The 14,412-nt window shown below is 56.1% G+C and carries 12 protein-coding genes and 1 pseudogene; 4 read left to right on the forward strand and 9 right to left on the reverse strand.

From position 1 onward, the window contains the following. Positions 1-38: 38 nt before the first annotated feature. From BMX68_RS14890 to BMX68_RS14905, 4 genes are all read right to left on the reverse strand, one after another. Complete coding sequence (locus BMX68_RS14890; protein ID WP_017132929.1) at positions 39-1,373, reverse strand: MFS transporter; 1,335 nt, start codon at positions 1,371-1,373, stop codon at positions 39-41. A gap of 57 nt (positions 1,374-1,430) precedes the next feature. Next, a complete protein-coding gene (locus BMX68_RS14895; protein WP_017132930.1) occupies positions 1,431-1,826 on the reverse strand; it encodes a carboxymuconolactone decarboxylase family protein in 396 nt (131 codons plus the stop codon). Between the two features lie 113 nt (positions 1,827-1,939). Then, complete coding sequence (locus tag BMX68_RS14900; RefSeq protein ID WP_017132931.1) at positions 1,940-3,370, reverse strand: aldehyde dehydrogenase family protein; 1,431 nt, start codon at positions 3,368-3,370, stop codon at positions 1,940-1,942. 58 nt (positions 3,371-3,428) lie between these two features. After that, on the reverse strand, positions 3,429-4,322 hold the full coding sequence (locus tag BMX68_RS14905; RefSeq protein ID WP_017132932.1) for an NAD(P)-dependent oxidoreductase: 894 nt from the start codon (positions 4,320-4,322) through the stop codon (positions 3,429-3,431). Between the two features lie 168 nt (positions 4,323-4,490). Here BMX68_RS14905 and BMX68_RS26665 point away from each other — a divergent pair. Next, a pseudogene (locus BMX68_RS26665) lies at positions 4,491-4,670 on the forward strand (NIPSNAP family protein); the annotation flags it as partial. A 20-nt stretch (positions 4,671-4,690) separates the two neighbouring features. Continuing rightward, positions 4,691-4,813, forward strand: a complete 123-nt coding sequence (locus BMX68_RS26395; protein WP_256218795.1) for a hypothetical protein — start codon at positions 4,691-4,693, stop codon at positions 4,811-4,813. Positions 4,814-4,881: 68 nt separating this feature from the next. On the opposite strand, the gene BMX68_RS14915 is transcribed toward BMX68_RS26395, so the two are convergent. Then, positions 4,882-5,562 (reverse strand): GntR family transcriptional regulator, encoded by a 681-nt coding sequence (locus BMX68_RS14915; protein ID WP_017132933.1) that lies wholly within the window; start codon positions 5,560-5,562, stop codon positions 4,882-4,884. A gap of 703 nt (positions 5,563-6,265) precedes the next feature. Between BMX68_RS14915 and BMX68_RS14920 the strand changes: the two genes are divergently transcribed. Next, positions 6,266-7,966, forward strand: a complete 1,701-nt coding sequence (locus tag BMX68_RS14920) for a sigma-54-dependent Fis family transcriptional regulator (RefSeq protein WP_017132934.1) — start codon at positions 6,266-6,268, stop codon at positions 7,964-7,966. Between the two features lie 105 nt (positions 7,967-8,071). On the opposite strand, the gene BMX68_RS14925 is transcribed toward BMX68_RS14920, so the two are convergent. From BMX68_RS14925 to BMX68_RS14940, 4 genes are all read right to left on the reverse strand, one after another. Further along, positions 8,072-9,433 (reverse strand): OprD family outer membrane porin, encoded by a 1,362-nt coding sequence (locus BMX68_RS14925; RefSeq protein ID WP_017132935.1) that lies wholly within the window; start codon positions 9,431-9,433, stop codon positions 8,072-8,074. Positions 9,434-9,528: 95 nt separating this feature from the next. Continuing rightward, the gene (locus BMX68_RS14930) at positions 9,529-10,890 is read right to left on the reverse strand and encodes an MmgE/PrpD family protein (protein ID WP_017132936.1); all 1,362 of its coding nucleotides are present in this window, start codon (positions 10,888-10,890) and stop codon (positions 9,529-9,531) included. A gap of 159 nt (positions 10,891-11,049) precedes the next feature. Continuing rightward, a complete protein-coding gene (locus BMX68_RS14935) occupies positions 11,050-12,372 on the reverse strand; it encodes an MFS transporter (protein WP_051000660.1) in 1,323 nt (440 codons plus the stop codon). Between the two features lie 49 nt (positions 12,373-12,421). Then, positions 12,422-13,369: an amidohydrolase family protein gene (locus BMX68_RS14940; protein ID WP_081503050.1), complete on the reverse strand. Its 948-nt coding sequence runs from the start codon at positions 13,367-13,369 to the stop codon at positions 12,422-12,424. 87 nt (positions 13,370-13,456) lie between these two features. On the opposite strand from BMX68_RS14940, the gene BMX68_RS14945 reads away from it, so the two are divergent. After that, entirely contained in the window at positions 13,457-14,395 is a 939-nt protein-coding gene (locus tag BMX68_RS14945) for a LysR family transcriptional regulator (protein WP_017132939.1), read from the forward strand. Positions 14,396-14,412 lie beyond the last annotated feature (17 nt).

The raw sequence follows: 14,412 nt of genomic DNA on the forward strand, positions 1-14,412 counted from the left end.
AGTTCTCCTGATGTTCAAAACGACGGGTTGTGGCCCCGTCAGAAGTCCACGTCTTTGGTTTCCGGCCCCATGAACGCGCCCAGCGTGCCGATGATTCCACCCATCAACAGCAGGACCGCAGGCGTGACGGTAAACGGCATGACCAGGCCAAGCCAGTTCATGTAAAAGGCGTAAAAAGAAGGAATGATCACTGACAGGCTGAAGCCAACACCGAAGCCCGTTGCCCGCACATCCGTGACAAAACGTTCATTGATATAGGTCACGATCACGCCCCAGGGCGCAGTCACCACCACCGACAACACGCAGACCAGGAACATGATCAGCGCCAGCGACAGCCCCGGCACATTGGCCAGTACGTACATGATTGCCGCGCCCAGGATCGCAATGGTTGGCCCCAGAATCAGGAAGAAGCGGCGCCGGCCGATTTTCTGTCCCAACATGCCCGAGGCGATGTAGCTGAAGAACAGCACGGTGTAGGAAATCAGCAGCGTGGCTGTGACTTCAAATCCGGACAGGTGCAGGGTTTTCACCAACAATCCGGTCGGCAGGAAAATCGTGATGATGTTTTGCGTCAGCCAGAAACCGGTCATCATCACCAGCACCTGCAGCAGGTTACGGCCGCTTTTGCCGCGCAGAAGATCGGTCAGCGGCAGCTTGTCCTTCGGTTTGCTGGCGTCGACTTCCCAGATTTCCGATTCAGACACCGCGAACACGTAGTACAAGGCCAACACCCCGGCCAGCAGCGCGCCGACCACGAACGGAATGCGCCAGCCCCATTGCACATAGGGCGAGTCGGCACCGGCCAGGGGGAAGAGTGCGAACATCAACATCGCGACCAGGTTGATGCTGACGTAGGCAAGCGGGAATCCGGCGATGATCAGCCCGCCGACAAAACCACGCTGGTGCTTTTTCGAATACTCGATGGCCAACGGCATGGCCCCGGTGTAGCCGCCGCCGAGAAAAACTCCATCGATGAACCGTAGCAACACCAACAACAGGTAAGACCAGATGCCGATGCTGTCATACCCCGGCAACAGCGCGATCAATAATGTCACCACGCCAAAGCCCGTCACCGAATAGATCGATGCCATCCGTCGCCCCGTGGTATCGGCGATCATGCCGAACAAGAGGGCACCGATAGGTCGTCCCAACAGCGTGGTGATAAACACCAACGAGGCGAGAATGGCTTCCATGCCGGTCGACAGATTGGTTGGCTGAAAATAGAACAGCACCGGGGCCAGAACCACCACCGGCAGGTAGATATCGAACATGTCGATGTACTCGGAGAAAAATGCCCCCTTGATGGCATTTTTCCTCTTTTTTTCAATCGACTGGTCCGATTCAATCTGTCGGACGGATGCATAGGTAGCCATGACGTATCCTTATAATTATTGTTGAGACGTTAAGCGTGGTATCGAATAGGCTTGGGGTCAGTGCTGATCAGCCTGCGCTTCATAAGCCTTGATCGCTTCAGAGGCGACCCGAAACGCGGCAAGCCCCACCGGAACACCGCAATACACCGACGCCTGTGTCAGTACCGCGCGAATTTCCTCTTTGGAAACCCCATTCTTGAGTGCTCCTTTCACATGAACAGCGAGTTCATGGTGCTGGCTCATGGCCGTTAGCAGTGCCAGATTGATGATGCTGCGCGTCTTGAACGCGAGTGTGGAATCACCCCAAATCTCTCCCCAGCAGTATTCGGTGACGAGCTTTTGCATGGGGCGGTTGAAGTCGTCGGCTGCTGCCCAGGATTTCTCGACATGGCTTTCGCCTAAGACCTCCTTGCGATTTTCGAAGCCTTTGACGAAGCGCTCGTTGTCTTCCATTGTCTCTCTCCAGTAGGCATATCGTAGTATCGAGTTATTGTCATACAATCAAAACGGTTAAATTTTTTTGGGCGTGAGATGCCTCACCTCCCCAAAAATTATCGCCATGAAACCTAACTGCCGGCGTAGCCGACCATGGATTTGACCTCAAGGTATTCGCGCAACCCATACTCGCCCCATTCCCGACCGTTACCGGACTGCTTGTAGCCACCGAACGGTGCCGCGAAATCGGCGGGAGGATAATTCAAATGCACGCTACCGGCCCGCAGGGCGCGCGCCACCTGACGTGCGCGTTTCAGGTCGGCAGATTGCACATAGGCCGCCAGACCGTAGTTCGTTCCATTGGCGATCTCGATGGCTTCGGCTTCGCTGTCGTATGCCATCATCGAGAGCACGGGTCCGAAAATTTCCTCTTGCGCGATAGTCATTGCCGGCGTGACCCCGGCAAACACGGTAGGCTTGACGTAATAACCGCGAAAGATGCCTTCCGGCAGACCCGTCCCGCCAATCACCAGTTGCGCGCCCTCCTCGATGCCGGTCTGAATCAGCGCCTGTACGCGGTTGAATTGCGCCTGATTGACCACCGGCCCTAATTGAGTCGAGGCTTGGTCAGTGGGACCGACGCTGAAGGCTTGCGCCGCACGTCTGGCAATCTGTATCGCGGCGGCCATCAATGGACGGGGAATCAGCATCCGGGTGGGGATCGAGCAGGACTGGCCACTGTTGGTAAAACAGGCGGCGACACCCCGGGTCACGGCATCGTCCAGATCAACGTCGTCGAGTAGGATGTTGGCAGACTTCCCGCCCAACTCCTGGGCCACTCGCTTGACCGTTTCGGCGGCGGCTTTCGCCACCAGCACGCCCGCCCGCGTCGATCCGGTGAATGACAGCATATCGATGCCCGGATGCGCCGCGATGGCTGCTCCCACACCAGGCCCGTCACCGTTGACCAGATTAAACACACCGGGTGGCACACCGGCCTCATCCAGTACCTCGGCAAACAGCAGCGCACTGAGCGGGGAATACTCGCTCGGTTTGAGCACCATGGTGCAACCGGCCGCCAGCGCCGGGGCGATTTTCACCACGATCTGATTGATGGGCCAGTTCCACGGCGTGATCAGCCCGCAGACCCCGATCGGTTCGAAGCGCAACAAGGTACTGCCTTGAGGCTGTTCGAACGCAAGGCGCTTGAGCACTTCGATCAGTTGATTGAGGTGCAACGGGCCACGCGGTACCTGACCTTTGCGAGCGAAGGTGATCGGTGAGCCCATTTCCACGCGCATCGCTTCGGCGAAGTCTGCCTCGCGACGCTCATAAATGGCCACGATGCGCTCAAGCAAGGCGATGCGCTCGGCAACGCTGCGTTCGGCATAATCGGGTAATGCGCCACGGGCTGCCGCGACGGCGCGATCGACGTCAGTGGCGTTGCCCATTGCCAATCGGTCGACAACGGTTTCGGTTGCAGGGTCGATGACCTCGAACCATTTGGCAGAAGCTGGCGCCACCCATTGTCCGCCGATATAGAAACTGGCTGCGCGAGACATTCGATTCACTCCGTTACTGAATGATGGATTGCTGCTGGCAAAAAACCCGGACGAGCACTCATTCGCCGTCGTTGTCGACCAGCAGTCTGTACATTTCGGTGTGGTCGGTGGTGACTGTCGCCTGCTTCGACACATCGTCCCAGAGCGCGGTGGCGGTTTTCCCCAGGCGCATGGGGTAGCCGAGCGCGTCGGCCAGGCCCTGGGCAATCTTCAGATCCTTGTTCATCAACTGCATCGAGAAGCCGGAACCGAACGAGCCGCTGAGCATGAATTGCCGGGCCTTGTTTTCCGAGGTGTTGCTGCGCCCGCTGGAGGCATTGAGCACATCGACCATCACATCCGGGTTGATACCAAACCGCTCGGCCACGTGCAGGGCTTCGACGGTGGCCATCAACCCAGCCGCCGAGACGTAGTTATTCAAGGCCTTGGCCGCATGGCCAGAACCGGCGGTGCCGATGTGCAGAATGTTCTTGCCCATGGCGGCGAGCACCGGCTGACAGCGCGCCATCACCCCCCCATCGCCGCCGACCAGGATGGCCAGCGTGCCCTCTACCGCCCGTTTGACGCCGCCGGAAACCGGTGCATCAAGGTAATCGAGTTCCAGGGCCTTCAATTTCAGTGCGAGATCACGCGAGCGCGCCGGCTCCGAGGAGCTCATATCGATCACCACCGCGCCCGCTCGCAACGACGCCGCCCACCCCTGCGTGCCGGCACTGCCCAGCAACACGCTTTCGACGATGGCGGAGTTCGGCAACATGGTGATCAGCACATCAAGGGATCGGGCATTGCCGGCATCGAGGGCTGTCGCCTTAAGTTGGGACAGTGTCTGCGTCAGACGCCCTGCATCCGCGTCGGCGAGGAACAGCTCATAACCGGCTTCTGACAGGCAGGTCGTCATCGGCCCCCCCATCATGCCCAGCCCGATGAAGCCGATTCGTTGCGATTGAGTCATTTCCAAGCCCTGTTGTTTTTTGTCGGGTCATGCCTTGGCGGCTCTCGTCAGCACAGTGGCTGTTTCGAGGCCTACCAGTGATTGGACTAAAACTATATGACTGTCATACAATCGGTCAATAGGATAATCAGCCTATTTTTTGACCGATACCTTCCTCAGGAGATTCAAATGATTGTTGAATGGCGTATCTACCACTGCGCACCGGGGCGCCTTCCTGCGTTGCACGAGCGCTTTACCAAGACGACGTTGGGGTTCTTCGAGAAGTATGGCATCGAGCAGGTGGGCTTCTGGACGACCCTGGCCGGCCCGACGAATCAGGCGCTGAGCTATCTGCTCAAATGGGCAAGCCTTGCCGAGCGCGAAGCGAAATGGAATGCGTTCCAGGCAGATCCCGGATCGCCAAACGCTCGCAAAGCGAAGCACAGGGCATTATCGTCGAACGGATCGAGAACCAGTTTCTGGCGCCCACCGCGTATTCGGCACTGCGTTAAGGCAAGCAGGGTCAGCCGCCCACTGACGTTCGTCAGCGGCGGCCCGACTCCTACGGGATCAATGTTCTTCAGGCGACTGGGGTGGCGTGGCGTTGCTCCAGCAACTCCAAAACATTTTGCGAGGCATTTTCCACATGCCGCAACGCTGCCGCGCACGCGCCGGCTTCATCGCGAAGTTGAACCAGCCGCACGATTTCCTTGAGTTCTGCCAGGGTATGCACCATGCGCCCCTCGCGCCCCAGGGACAGCGCGCGCAACAGACTGACGCGATTGTTGAGTTGTTCGAGCATGCCGCCGACGACGGCGCTCTGCTCAATGTCGAGCAGCACGTGATAGAAACGCTGCTTGATATCCAGCAACGCCGTGCCGTCGCGCCGAGCGATATGGGATTGCTGAACGAATTCGTCAAAGACTGTAGCCAATTCGGCAACGTCTTCGTCACTGGCATGGCGCACGAAATTGCGCACCGCCAGCACCTCCAGAGCCCCGCGCACGTCGTATATCTGGATCGCATCCTTGGCATTTACCGAAGCGACATACGCCCCACGATGCGGGACTTGCTCCACCAGGCCTTCTGCTTCCAATTGCCGCAGCGCCTCGCGCAACGAGGTCCGACTGACATCCAGGGCCGTGTAGAGTTGTTGTTCCACAAGGCGATCGCCTGGCTTGAACCGACCGGAAATGATTTCGTTGCGTAGGGCATCCTGCACCTGATGCCGCAATGAAGCCGCCTGGCGGTGAACTTTCATAATGTATTCCCAAAACCTTAATAGTAGTAATGATGCGAGTAGGCGGTCTCTCGCCGGGAACTGAATTCCCGAGCGCCCTGGGCAACCCTGCCCAACGGCCAGCGTTGATGCCGCAAGTCAATATGATTGTATGACACGAAACCCTACAAACCATACAGAAGAAAATTGTGTAATGGAAAGGGGATACAGGCAAAAGGCCAGACACGCGCCATTTCATCGACCGGATTGCACCGTGCCAGCGCTGAAACGCATGACCGGTCGATCTCCCCCACACTTCGGCGGCCTGACCGGCGCACCGCAATCCTCGTAACTCATGCACGGACAACGTGCGGCAATCAGCATCCGCATGTCGTGGGCGAGCCTACGCACGATCAGCAATAGTGCCTCTTTCGCACCATCGAGCCCGGCTCATGGCCAGTTGCCATTCGATGAACGTGGACTCGTTTTAATCGTTCATATTGGCTCCCTTTTTCCCTATCAAGTGTCGTATCTTTTATGCCTCGATAAAAAAGGAGGGATATCATCAACCCTACAATGAAAAGGCGTTGAGAGCTGATTTTCTCCAGCCCTCGGGACGTTTGGACAAGCGTTTCAGGCGCTCCGGCCGCTGCCGGAACGTTGACCCAGAACGCCACATGCTCCAGCCCCAGGCATCAGGAGCCAAGAGTTCCCCACAAACAAAAAGACAGAGGGGTGCGTTTGCATGACCATGAAATACCGAGCTTCCGAGCACTCTGCGCTGCTCAAGGACCTGACCGATCGCATTCACTTCCTCGGTAGCGAAGGAAAGATTTGGCTTGATGAGCAGCGGATGTTGTTGATGCAGGTTGCCGCGATGGCGTCCTTTCGCAGAGAGCTGATCGAGATGATTGGCGAAGAACGCGCCAAGGGCTTTTTCCTACGCCTGGGTTATCAGTCCGGACTCAAGGATGCCGAATTGGCCCGCAAATTGAGGCCTAACGGCAGTGACATCGACATGTTCCTGATAGGCCCTCAGTTGCACTCGCTCAAGGGCATGGTCAAAGTCATTCCACTGGTCATGGACATCGATATCGAGGCAGGCACCTTCTACGCCGATATCGAGTGGGTTGACTCGTTTGAGGTCGAAAACCACCGGAGCGAACAACTGCATTCCGAGCAACCGATTTGCTGGATGCTGCTCGGATACGCGATCAGCTATTCATCATTCTTCATTGGTCGCCAGATCATCTACAAGGAAGTCAGTTGCCGTGGCTGCGGGGACCAGTTATGTCGCATCATCGGTAAGCCCGCCGAGGAGTGGGAGGATGCCGATACATTCATGCGCTACTTCCAGAGCGATCCCATCATCGATGAACTGCGCACCCTGCAGCTTCAGATCGATAGCATGAACCAATGCCTCCAACTGCATGCGGGTCAGTTCTACGGGATCGGTCGGTCGGCCAGTTATCGAAAGACCTGTGATCTGATTGACAAGGTCGCCCCAGGAAAAGCATCCGTGCTACTGCTAGGTGAGACCGGAGTTGGCAAGGAGGTCATCGCCCGTAGCGTGCATTTGCGCAGTGAGCGCGCCGGCGGTCCGTTCATTGCACTGAACTGTGCGGCGATCAGCCCGGACTTGATTGAAGCTGAGCTGTTTGGTGTCGAAAGAGGCGCCTATACCGGCGCTCAACAGTCTCGTATGGGCCGTTTCGAACGGGCACACGGGGGCACTCTCTTTCTCGATGAGATAATCGAACTCAGTCCGCGTGCGCAGGCAACTTTATTGCGCGTGTTGCAGGAGGGAGAACTCGAGCGGGTGGGCGATAGCCAGACCCGCCGAGTCGATGTTCGTATCATCGGTGCCACACACGAAGAACTCGGCCAGGCCGTGCAAGAAGGAAGATTTCGAGCCGACCTCTACTACCGCTTGAATGTCTATCCTGTGCGCATTCCCGCACTGCGTGACCGTCGCGAAGATATTCCGTTGTTGATTGAGCATTTCCTGGAAAAGCTCCACCGAAGCTACGAGAAAAAGACCCTCGGTTTGTCCGACCGTGCCAGCGAGGCATGCCTGCGCTACGACTGGCCTGGCAACATTCGTGAACTTGAAAACCTGATAGAGCGTGGCGTGATCATCACTGACAATAATAAAAGTATATCGGTGGAGGCACTCTTCCCGCACATGTCAGTAGAGGCCCTGAGCATAGGGCTGTCGAGCGACGGTAACTTGATCAGCCAGGCACTTCAGCCCGCGGATGACTGGGTGGATAAGCTGCTCGATCTTGGGGTGAGTCTGAATGATTTGGAAGATCAACTTTTACAGGGTGCCATGGATCGCGCCAATCAGAACGTCTCGGAAGCTGCGCGACTACTGGGCATGACTCGACCAGCGCTGGCCTACCGCTTGAAGAAGCTGCCGGAAGCTAAAGATCAAGCGAACTGATGCGGTTATCGACGTGCTACTGGCCGCCTGTATCTGGCGAGCTCTGCGGGCAGCAGGGTTGAATGTGGGCGAAAATGCCTCTATCCGTTCCCTCGCCCGCCAGCCTTACATGAAGGTATAGGTATAATTCAGGTATAAGCGGGTTTGATCTATATCGTAGCCTCCCTGCCCGTCTGGCACGCCTGTTCGATAATTCGCACGCCGCAGAGTAAATCCGAGCCCTTTAGCGGGCCCGGACTGGATAACATAATCAACGCGCAAGTCGCGCTCCCACTCTCTGTAAGTTTCATTTAAACCTTTAGCATCTTTGATCCCCGTGGCATGCAGGTAAGCGACAGCGGCTTTCAATCCAGGGACGCCAATACTCGCAAAATCAAAGCTATACTGTCCAAACGTGGTATTTTCACCTGCACGGACAAAAGGGTTGGCCATCGAATCGGTAAAAAGATAATAACTGGTGCCAATCTCGCCCTCCGGACGCCCTCGTCCATCAGCCACACTGCCGTTATTGACAACAACCATCCCCCCGTCGTCACCTACCTGTTGGTGTCCCAGCAGAAAGGCATGTCCCGCGAGAGTATAAGTAAAAAACGCCGACCAGGTGTCGTTGTTTACTTCACCGGCATGCTTGGCGAAACCACTATTGTTATTAAACAGATACCCCGAGTTTCCATTACGGCCGTCTGATCGACTGTTAAAGTATCGCAAATCGGTTTTAAAGCTTTGATTGGGTGTCATCTGCCAGGTGTGAATAAGACCGAAGAAGTTCTGCCGATAATAATCCTCGAGCGTGGCATAGTAATACTGCAAGGTCAGGTTATTCCGAACCTTCCAATCCGCGCCACCGAACCAGAAGCCATTCGAACCATGAGTGCCACCATTGGCGGCAATACCGGCCCAATTGGATGAGGCTCGGGCAATCTCGCGATTTAATCGGCCAGCGGTAATGACAACGTTGTCGATGTCTTTGGAGGTCACCATTGCCCCCTGGTAGGAGGCCGGTAGGAGGCGACCGTCGTTGCTCACTAGAATGGGGAGGTTCGGTGCCAGGGCATTACCCGCTTTTGCCTCCGTCTTGGAAAGCTTTATCTTTACCGCGCCACGAAGGCTTGACCACTCGGCCACCGGTGTCCCGTCAGTGTCAACAGGCGTGAAGTTGTTAGCTGTCGAAGTTCCGTGGTTGTCAATTCCGCCGCCCAGATTTATGCCCATGATGCCTTGCAGGTCCAGGCCAACCCCTAACGTCCCTTCGGTATAGCCAGACAGATAATCAAACTTGAGGCCGGTGGCCGTTTGGCGCTGGTCAGCATCTTGCTCACGATTATCGGCCTCAAGATACAAAGTCCGAGAATTTATACTAGCTTTAGAATCTTTCAGGAAATCCGCACTGGCCGACTGTGCCCCTATGACACCCGCCGCAAAACCTGCTGCGACAATAGATGCCCGGCAAAAATTTATCTTAAACACGTGCTACTCCTTTGGCTGATCTTTTTCTTATGGATGGTGCGCCGCGAGTATTTTTTATTAAGACTTCTTAAGGTCTGCTGTATCGAATTACAGACTCATACTGCCAGTAGCTGAGTAATCTCTTTCAGCGTAGGCAGTGTTTCCAGTGACATAACTTTCTGTTGTAGTGTTTGTGCTGCTTCAGCATTAAGCACTTTGCCTGCACAACTCAAATACTTCTCGACAATGAGTTCAAAGGGCGCTGGCTGTTCTGCCGTTCGGCCATCGGGCCGGTCAAGTTGCAAAGACAGCTCTCGACCGTCCGCCAAGGCTATCTGTAGTAAGGTGAGGTAATTACCTTCGCTAGCCAGTGAAAGATTCGTATGGGGCCCAGCTTTTACTTTTTGCATGAGTGCATGCGCTTCCGGGGCTGAATACGCGGCCTCGATAAAGCTGTCGAGAACAATGCGGCCATCCAACAGACCCCGAGCCAAGCAATACTGCACACTGAACTTCGCATCCAATGCGTTACGCAGGATCGGCCGATTCACATGGGTCAAGCGCAAAGGATGAATCTGTACGTCAATGCGTTTGATATCATCGGCACTAAATCTGTGTTCCCGTTGCAAGGCAAACAGAGCATCCAACGCCACGTGCGTGCTGTCACAGCACGGGTAGAGTTTAATACCGATGCCCGGCGCCTCAATGTCCATGGGAGAACCCCATCCACTGAGCGCACGTTCACGATCAAAGTTGCCCGGACCGTTGAAGACGTTGAAGAACCCCTGGACATGCTCGAAGGCATCCAGGCTCGCGGTCATTCCCTGCTCCACCAGCAACGCGGCCATCAACCCATTACGCGCACAATGTCCTACATGGTAAGGCTTGGTCATGGTGCCGAAATTGGCCTTGACCCCCGATGACAGCGATACGCACAAAGCCAACGCCGTCGCGGTTTGTTCTTCGGTCAGGTTCAACAACTTGGCACAGGCAGCCGCCGCGCCGAATACTCCCAGCGTTGCGGTCGGATGCCAGCCCTTGTCGTAATGAACGAAGTTTACGCTACGCGCCAATCTTGTTTCAGTTTCGAAGCCTGCGATAAACGCTAACAACAACTCTTCACCCGAGCACACATGGTTTTGCGCCAAGGCAAACAACGCCGGTAAAATCGGTGCGGACGGGTGACCGCCCATGGCCATATTAACGTCGTCAAAGTCTAATGCATGGGCGGCGGCGCCATTGACCAGAGCAGCACACAGCGGTTCGAGGCGCTCGTTACGGCCGAATAAAATCGCATGACCGATAACGTTCAAACCTGGAGTTTTCAGTAGCGTCTCAACGACAGGCTCATACGCGCCCGCTAGCGCGCAGCCTAAAGTATCCAGTATGACAACCTTCGCATTATGTATCGCCTTGGCTGATAAATCAGCCGAAGTAAGGCCCACGATGTGCGAAGCCAGCGCACGTGTCAGTTCCATATCATTACCTGCTTATTATGTAGGTGGGCGCGATCAAACGGCCCAGTCAAGGCGAACTGAGTTATCCACGCGCACTTGCAACGGCTGCGACGCCGGCTTCAGGCCACGCAGGAACGCTAGCGGCGACAATGTCCAAGGAACAAAGCAAACGGCGGCAACTCAACATTTCGACTTTCCCGCTTCGCAGGCCTTGAGGCTGCACGTGGACTTTCCAGCATTGGCCAGGAAAAGCGCCGCTGTTCCTAAAGCCGCTAGCACCACCAAAGGCATCAGTGCCAAGGTAAAGCTGCCTGTCGACGCGCTGATGGCACCGAGCAAATATGTTGTGATAGAAGCCGATAGCCCGCCCATGGCACTCACTACGGCAATCCCGGTGGCGGCTCTCTCGGCGGGCAACCATTGAGTAACCATTGCCCAGAACGGCCCCTTAGCGGCATAAGTGCCAATTAAGGCCAAGCTCAAAATGAGGATGGTGCCAGCCAGCGAATCGACAAACGGAGAAGCAGCCAGCGCCATTCCGGATAACGCCAGCGGAATGGCGGTATGCCAAGTCCTTTCGTTGTGCTTGTCCGAGCGACGTCCCCAGATAACCATTGCCACGGTCGCCAAGCCAAATGGCACGGAGCTGAGCAAGCCATTTTGCAAGGTATTCAAACCAAAACCGTTGATGATCTGGGGTTGCCACAGCGATAAGCTGATACCGACGGAAATAACACCCGAATAAATCAGGCAAAGCGTTAATACAGGCCCACTCCTAAGTGTTTGCCAGACACTCATACGCCCTACCGCCTTATGATCTCGTGACTCATGCTCCAGGCGTGCAATGAGCCAATCGCGTCCGCCCACTGAAAGCCAATGAGCTTCAGCCGGTGTGTCAGGCAATACCCGCAGACAGCATCCGGCAAGCAAAACGGCAGGAAGCCCTTCGAGCAGAAATAACCACTGCCAGCCACTCAAGCCGTGCCAGCCATGGAGCTGCATCAATGTCCCGGACAAAGGAGCCCCGACGAAACTCGACGCTGGGATAGCCACCAGGAACAATGCCGATATTCCCGCCCGATATTCCTTCGGGAACCACCGGGCGATGTAGTAAATCACCCCAGGCAAAAATCCTGCTTCGGCAGCCCCCAAGAGCAAGCGAAAACCATAGAAAGAGTAAGGCCCTTCAATCAGGGCCATACCCATGGCAAGCGAACCCCATACCACCATCATCGAAGCAATCCAGCGGCGTGGGCCGAAACGTCGAAGCGCGGTGTTGGCCGGTACTGCAAAGAGGCAATAGGTAATCAGGAACAGACTGGCACCGAGGCCAAAATGCTGAGCCGTGAGTTTCAGTTCACCCCGCATTTGTAGCGCGGCAAAACCGACATTGATACGGTCGATATAAGAAACGAAATAACACAGCATCAGAAACGGCAGTAGCCGCCACGTTATCTGACGCATAGTCATTCGCTCGAGAGATTGCACCTGAGGCGCATCCATAATATTCACCCTTAGTTTTGTTATTGTGAGGGCACCGCCAGGTAAGCGGTCAGCCATAAAGTGCTGCGGGATTGGCTTGCCAGATGTCTACTCGTTGAGAGGGATCGCTAATCCAGCTCGCTAACTGGTTGAGGTTGGCCCCGTCATCGATTGCCACGAAAGGCTCGATGGCGTCGCGCTGACGGATTTGGCCCGGCAGACCTCCGGTATGTGGCCAGTCCGATCCCCACAGCAAGCGGTCAGGACGTACTTTGAGAAGCGCCTCGATGATCGGTTGAATATCCTCCTGGGAGGTCAGGCGCGAGATACGCGATGGGGCTGAAAGCTTCAGATAGACGTTTCCGCCCGCCAGCAGCGCTAAAAACTCAGCGAAGTCAGGCTGATCGATACCCCCGGCCGCTTGCACGCCGCCGAAGTGATCTATCACAACTCGGCAAGAAAGGTTCGCCAGGACAGCTTTCAGCGCCACGAACACGGCCAGCCGACTATAGATCTGGATGTGCCAACCGAAACGTTGAATTCGCTCGGCCAACGCATGCAGATGCGCACTGGCTTTCTCGGGGTCAGTCACGCCGAAAGTCTCTAGATTAAGACGCACCCCCCGCACTCCCGCCTCATTCATTCGCTGCAACTGGTCATCCGTCACAGCTTGATCAATCACGGCCACGCCGCGAAGGAGTCCTTCCGCGTGCTCCAGGCATTCGATCAACAGGCTGTTGTCCGAACCATACGCGCTGGCCTGTACGATCACCGAGTGATCAAGCCGCAACCGCTGACGCATTTCCCGCAATGCCGGCAACGATGCATTCGCCGGAGTGAACGTGCGGTGGGGACTAAAGGGAAATCTCGAATCAAACACATGAACGTGGCAATCCCAGGCACCTCTGGGCAGCCAGGCGCCGGGGGGAGTGATGCTGGCACCGGTAACCGCATCCGATAAAGGCGTGAGGGAATTCGATGGCGCATCCGGCGCGTTGGACAAAAGGGTGGTGTTCATAACGGGCTCCTACTAAGCCCGTTCATTCTGGGAGGATTGCCTATAACGTTCCAATCACATTACCATCGAAACCTATAAGACAGAATTATGGGTTTTGCCATGAACCTGCGACAGCTCGAGGTATTCCACGCCATCATGCGCACCGGGTCGGTGACGGCGGCGGCACGTCAATTGAATGTCAGCCAGCCCGCGATCAGCGCAGTGCTTCGCCATTGCGAAAGCCAACTGGGCATGCCGTTATTCCTAAGAACGGGTGCACGACTGATCCCGACACCGGAAGCCCAGGCGATTCTCCCTGACGTCGCGGGAATCTTTGATCGACTGGCGGCCGTTGACCGACTGATCCGTGACTTGAATGGCGGCATACAGGGTACGCTCACCCTGGCAGGCAGCTTTCCCGTTACCAATGGGGTCTTGGCACAAGCTGCCGCGTCTTTTATGGCTGAGCGCCCGGAAACACGCATCGCGCTGTACTCCGGCTCATCACCGGTGGTGCTTCAGCAGGTCGCCAACAGAGAGGTAGATGTGGGCATCGCCTACGGCCCTATCGTGCACAACGAAGTTGAAACGGAGTTGCTATTCAGTTCAAGTATTGCCTGCGTCATGCCAGACGATCACCCGCTGGCGACACGATCAGCCATTAAGATCAGTGACCTGATGCCCTACCCTGTTATTACGTATCTGAATCAGTCGCCCATGCGCTCATATGTTGATCGCGCCCTAAGCGAGGCGGGTGTGTTCCCCAATATCCGCTCGCAGGTCAGCCTGTCGCTATCGGGGATGATGCTCGCCAAATTTGGCGCGGGGATCGCGCTGGTGGAGCCCTTTCTCTTGTCAGTGATGGGTATTCCGGGGCTGGTGGCCCGACCTTTCAATCCATGTATCGAAGTTAGAACGCTGATACTTCGTCATCACGATGCCCCGAGGTCGAGATTGCTGGAGGATTTCCTTGCTCATCTGAAGATACAGTGCGCCGAGTTCGGCGAGGCTCCCATGCTGCATCCTGTGGAGACCGGCTGTAAATGAACCTATGCGTCTGCTTT

This window comes from Pseudomonas agarici, from assembly GCF_900109755.1.
Lineage (GTDB): Bacteria > Pseudomonadota > Gammaproteobacteria > Pseudomonadales > Pseudomonadaceae > Aquipseudomonas > Aquipseudomonas agarici.